Below are 1168 nucleotides of genomic sequence, written 5' to 3' on the forward strand. Positions count from 1 at the left end.
GCTAGTGTCCCGTTCCGTTGTTAACTGACCTATGTTCACGTAGGATGCTGATATCAACGGAACGGGAGATATCAGCATGGTGATGGGGCGACCGAAGGCGGAACTCGTGCTGACCGAAGATGAACAATCGCAACTTGCGTCGATGGCTCGTTCGCGGTCCATTTCCGCCTCGCTGGTTGTGCGCGCGCGCATTGTTTTGGCCGCGGCTGCAGGTGAACCCAGCAGCGAGATTGCCAAGCGCCTGCAACTGACGCGTGCCACAGTGGGTAAGTGGCGAAACCGGTTTCTTGAACGGCGCATTAATGGCCTGTATGACGAGGTGCGCCCCGGCAAGCCTCGCACTATCGACGATGAGCGAGTGGCAGAGTTGATCCACAAGACGTTGCATACCAAGCCCGCTGACGGTTCCACGCATTGGAGCGTGCGTTCGATCGCTGCCGAGACATCGATCTCGCCGACCAGCGTGCACCGCTATTTCAAGCTGCTGGGCCTGCAGCCGCATCGCAGCGAGAGCTTCAAACTGTCGACCGATCCATTCTTTATCGAGAAATTGCGCGACGTCGTCGGCTTGTACCTGAGTCCGCCCGAGAACGCGCTGGTGCTGTGCGTGGACGAGAAGAGCCAATGTCAGGCGCTTGAGCGCACGCAGCCCATGCTGCCAATGGGCTTCGGCTATGTCGAAGCGGTCACGCATGACTATAAGCGGCATGGCACAACGACGCTGTTCGCGGCGCTGAATGTGCTCAACGGGGCGGTGCTCGCTACCTGCAAGCCACGTCACCGGCACCAGGAATTCCTGTCGTTTCTGCGCGAAATCGACAAGGCGGTGCCGGCCGACCTCGACGTGCACTGCATCGTCGACAACTACAGCGCCCATAAACATCCCAAGGTCAAAGCGTGGCTGGCAGCGCGTCCTCGCTGGCACATGCATTTCATCCCGACTTACAGTTCGTGGCTTAACCAGGTCGAACGCTTCTTTGCGCTGATCACCGGCAAGGCCATACGTCGTGGCTCGTTTGGCTCGGTCAAGCAACTGATTAAACGTATCGATCAATTTGTCTCCCACTACAACCAAAACTGCGAGCCATTCATGTGGACTGCTACCGCTGATTCCATCCTCGCCAAGCTACAAAGACTTTGTACGCGAATCAGCGGAACGACACACTAG

1 protein-coding gene is annotated in these 1168 nt (G+C 57.7%); it reads left to right on the top strand.

Annotation, left to right across the window (positions count from 1 at the left end; all coding sequences use genetic code 11):
• Positions 1-76: 76 nt before the first annotated feature.
• Positions 77-1168 carry an IS630 family transposase gene (locus VSR68_RS42465; protein ID WP_342945373.1) on the top strand — a complete coding sequence of 364 codons (1092 nt, stop codon included), beginning with the start codon at positions 77-79 and terminating at the stop codon, positions 1166-1168.

Source organism: Paraburkholderia phymatum, from assembly GCF_038900715.1.
Lineage (GTDB): Bacteria > Pseudomonadota > Gammaproteobacteria > Burkholderiales > Burkholderiaceae > Paraburkholderia > Paraburkholderia phymatum_A.